Raw genomic sequence first — 3,955 nt, 5'->3', positions numbered from 1 at the left:
CGGGGTGCGCACGGGGTCCACGCGCCAGTAACGCTCGACGGTCACGAGGAACTGACCATGGCTCAGCCCCTGTTGCTGGGTGTGGAGGATGGCCCAGCGTGCGACGGGATCGGGGTTGCTGTCCACCCGCCCCGACGTCGCGGGGCACGCCATGCACTCGGCGAGATAGATCCCGTCCGGCGCCCCCTGCGCGCGCTCGGCGGTGAGCACCAGGCCCGAACCCCTCAGGATGGTTCGCGTCACTGCCATGCTCCCGGCTCGAACCGGCAGGGGCGGGTGATGACCTCCCGATAGGTGAAGTGCTCCGGGTTCGCTTTCAGGTGGCCGGTCGCCCACGCGTGCGCGGCGGCTTGGTCCTCGCTGGGCTCTCCGGTCCGCTCACACACCGCGCACTGCATGGCGAACATGGTCGGTTCGGCGTCAGCCTCGATGTCGGGGATGAGCTGGAACTCACGGAACCGGTACGTGGCTCGGCTCATGCCCGCCCCCGTCCAGCATGAGCGCTCCTCTTACTGTGGTTCGGGTGCCGCTTCAGTAACACGTCGCAGTCGGTGACCTTGGTCAAGTCCCGCGCCTTACGCGCCGCTACCTTCTCGCGTTCCAGGCGGGCGCATTCCACACAGTCCTTGGTCATGACATCCCCGCCATACGCCGCGCCTCTTCCAGCCGTCGCGCTATCGGGCACGACTGGTCGGGCGTGCACGACTCGCACTCAGCCCGGTGCATGAGGTACGCCGACCCAAGCTGTTCAAGGTCAGCGGTACGGGGGTGTTCGGAGACTTCGCGCTCAGACACGGCAAACCTCCGCCGGGCGAAGATCCTCCGAGCGCGCCTGCCATTCCCTGCCCCCGTGCCGGGGCCTGAGCATGGCGTACGGTCCGACCCCGCCCATGTAGACCGCCAGGCGGTCGGTGGCCGTATTTCTCACCAGCGTCCCCACGTTCGGGTGATCGTGGCTACTCTTGCGCACGGCTTCCTGTCCTTTCTCTCATGTGTGCAGGTGGCCCGCGCCCCCGGACGTTCGCCCGTCGCGGGGGCACCCTGTTGGGCGCGTTGCACGTGTTCCATGAGCTTCGGGGCGGCAGACGCCCGAGAGAACCGCGAACCGGGAACCCCACAAGCGACTTTGGGGAACCCCGCTGCAGGGAACGGGCGGCTACCCTGGGGAGATCACTTCCGTCCCCGCTAGGTGGCTCATGGACGAACGCGAGAATCAACGCGCTGGCTATCCGCTGACGATTCCTGACGCGCTGCTCAGGAGTGAGACCATGCAGCGGGCATGCACTACCCGAAACTTCCGAGAGATCTTCCGCCTCGTCAACAGGCGTACAGGCTCCAGCCATGCGGACATGGCCGCCGCCATCGGCAAGATGACGAGTTCCCGCGTGAGCGACATCATCCGAGGTGTTCGTGGCGTCCGAGGGCAAGAAGTCATCGAACGCGTGGCCGATGGATTCGGAATCCCGGGCGAAATGCTGGGCCTGCCAAGACGACCGTGGGAGGAAAACTCCCCAGGGAATATTGGCGCCCCTGATAATCCTGACCCTAATCTGAAGCCTGTGGTTGATTCCGAGTCCGGGGCGCGAACACAGTATGCAATGGATAATCCGTGGTGTCTTGACCTATTGGCCGTAGCCGGGCTCCGGCAACGAGTGCAAAACTTGGATGCGCGATATGTCAGCGAGCCGTCTACGGCTCTTATTGCTGAAACTGGACAACTCTTGGGTCAGCTAGCTCACTGGCAAACCTACACAACTACCTATCTCATTCGCCGGGATCTTTATGCCGCGCAGGCCGAGGTGTCGACGCTAATGGGCCAATTAGTATGGGATGCGTCGGGGAGAACTGACCACACCACGGCGCGTACTCATTTCGCTCAAGCTGAGGTAGCAGCCCGCGAGTTGCGCGACCCAGTTGCAGAAGGTTTGGCACTGCTGCGCACTGCATTTGTTGCTCTGTACGGTGATAAAAATCCTCGCGCTGGGCTGGAGATCGCTCAACGTACAGCGTCCACAGTTCATGGCTCCAGTCATGTACTCGGGGGCTTGGCTATGCTGCACGCGGCTGAGGGCTACGCCATGCTGCAACAGCGCAAAGACTGCGAGCGGGAGTTGACCAACGCAGAACGTCATTTTGAACATGTATCTGAAGTCGACGCGGCGGCGCCTCTGTTCTCGCTCAGTCAGTTCGGCCGACTAGCCGGTTCGTGCTTTCTATTCTTGAACAATGCCTCTCGCGCCGAGAAGTATCTAGCAGATGCCGCCAATTCCTTGCGAGACGGTTCGAAGTCTCATGCAGTTGTACTCTCTAATCTCGCACTGGCTTATATCAGGCAACGCAAACTCGATGAAGCTATTGCCGCGCTCTATGCGGCGATTGACATTGTGGAGCGCCATAGAGGCGGTGGCGGGTTGAATCTTGCATTCCAGGCAGGGCGTGAGCTAAGGCCCTGGCGGGATGTCCCGGCGGTGCATGACGTATACGATCGGCTTATGAATCTCATGGCAGTCGGGTGAGACAGCAAAGGGAGTGTCGCGTGACCGGTTCACAGGTCCAACAGGCCAAACAAGCACTCCGCAGAAGGGTGTGGGACCTTTTGGAGCGCGAGCAGGCAGCGCCTGTGGGTGTAGCAGGCCATATCCCGGATTTTGTTGGTGCGGATATCGCGGCTATCCGGCTCGCTCAACATCCAGCCTGGCAAGCGGCCCGTGTCATAAAAGCAGTCCCTGACTTGGCTCAGCTTCCTGTCCGTGTTCGGGCACTCGAAGACGCCAAACGGCTATATATGGCTTCCCCAAAGCTTGCTACAGAAAATCCGTTCTACTATCTGGACCCTGCAAGCCTTACAGTTCCCCCGTGCGAGGCTGCCGCCCACCGCGTAGTGGCCAAGTTTGCACAGCCGGTAGATATGGATGAGATGCCGACAGTTGATCTGGTCGTTTGTGGAAGCGTTGCCGTTAATCGTGAAGGTGTGCGGATAGGGAAAGGTGCCGGATATTCGGATATTGAAGTAGCCCTCCTCCAGGAGGCTGGCCTCATGAGTCCGCATACCCTTATTGCGACCACAGTCCACTCTTTGCAAGTGCTCAATGAGGATCTGCCGGAGACCGAGCATGACTTTCGAGTGGATCTTGTGATAACGCCAGACGAGACCTTTGAATGTAAGTCATATCGGTGCCGCTCGGGAATTATTTGGGATCACCTCACGCCAGAAGTGATTGCCGCCATCCCTGTGCTGGCAAGTCGCAGCCGAACTGCCGGGGGCACGTAAAAGGCTTGCGTCAGCCCGGGAGGAGCCGCGTGAGCACAAGTTTTCTGGAGGAGCTTCAAAATAGGGGGGAGCATGGATCAAGGGTGGGCGGCCGTACTTGGCGCATTCGTCGGGGCACTGGCTACCGGGGGCGGGGCGCTCGTCACAGTGAGATCCAGTACCAGATTGCACAAACACCAAGCCCGACGTGAGGCATGCAAGGCATTCCTCGTAGCCGCGCACAGGTTCAGCTCAGAAGCGTCTCAATTATTGAGCTTCGTAGCAGCCATGGAGTCGGCTCTCCAATCCGACGACGAGGATGGAACACGCATCCGAGGTGATTTTTTGGGGATGCTCACGACGCTTCAGGGAATCACGACGGAGATCCAGACCCAGACGGCAGTCGTCATGCTGGAAGGCCCGCCCGAGATCACCGTCGAAGCCCTTGAGCTTTGCGGCAGCATCACCCGCCTGACCGCAGAGCTGTTTGACATCATTGCCGCACAAGGGGCCAATTGTGAGGCGCTAGATGGTCTGCGACAGGAGATCCACCGAGGAACCCTGAGGTTCGCGATGCATGCCCATGTCCTCATCTGACGGCCTCTGGAACCCGTACAAGTTCCAGGCTGCTATAACTTGCGGTCCTTCGCGCTGGACTCAGGGGTGTCCCCTAGGCCAGCGGCAAGGCGCTCGGAATGTGAGCGT

The 3,955-nt window shown here is 60.7% G+C and carries 4 protein-coding genes and 1 pseudogene; 3 read left to right on the top strand and 2 right to left on the bottom strand.

Going from position 1 to position 3,955, the window contains the following annotated elements:
• Together GWI24_RS41695 and GWI24_RS41690 are read right to left on the bottom strand one after the other, a co-directional pair.
• Positions 1 to 243: pseudogene (locus tag GWI24_RS41695) on the bottom strand (hypothetical protein); the annotation flags it as partial.
• The gene (locus GWI24_RS41690) at positions 240 to 479 is read right to left on the bottom strand and encodes a hypothetical protein (RefSeq protein ID WP_210951222.1); all 240 of its coding nucleotides are present in this window, start codon (positions 477 to 479) and stop codon (positions 240 to 242) included. The pseudogene GWI24_RS41695 and the gene GWI24_RS41690, both read right to left, overlap by 4 nt.
• Positions 480 to 1,196: 717 nt before the next feature.
• On the opposite strand from GWI24_RS41690, the gene GWI24_RS41685 reads away from it, so the two are divergent.
• From GWI24_RS41685 to GWI24_RS41675, 3 genes are all read left to right on the top strand, one after another.
• Positions 1,197 to 2,516, top strand: a complete 1,320-nt coding sequence (locus GWI24_RS41685) for a tetratricopeptide repeat protein (RefSeq protein ID WP_247617619.1) — start codon at positions 1,197 to 1,199, stop codon at positions 2,514 to 2,516.
• 20 nt (positions 2,517 to 2,536) lie between these two features.
• Positions 2,537 to 3,271 carry a 5-formyltetrahydrofolate cyclo-ligase gene (locus GWI24_RS41680; protein WP_210951221.1) on the top strand — a complete coding sequence of 245 codons (735 nt, stop codon included), beginning with the start codon at positions 2,537 to 2,539 and terminating at the stop codon, positions 3,269 to 3,271.
• Positions 3,272 to 3,538: 267 nt separating this feature from the next.
• A complete protein-coding gene (locus tag GWI24_RS41675) occupies positions 3,539 to 3,847 on the top strand; it encodes a hypothetical protein (protein ID WP_210951220.1) in 309 nt (102 codons plus the stop codon).
• Positions 3,848 to 3,955 lie beyond the last annotated feature (108 nt).

The organism is Streptomyces sp. MK37H (assembly GCF_018035285.1).
GTDB lineage: Bacteria > Actinomycetota > Actinomycetes > Streptomycetales > Streptomycetaceae > Streptomyces > Streptomyces endocoffeicus.
The sequence above is the reverse complement of the archived record's forward strand: the minus strand, read 5'-3'. Positions and strand labels throughout refer to the sequence as shown.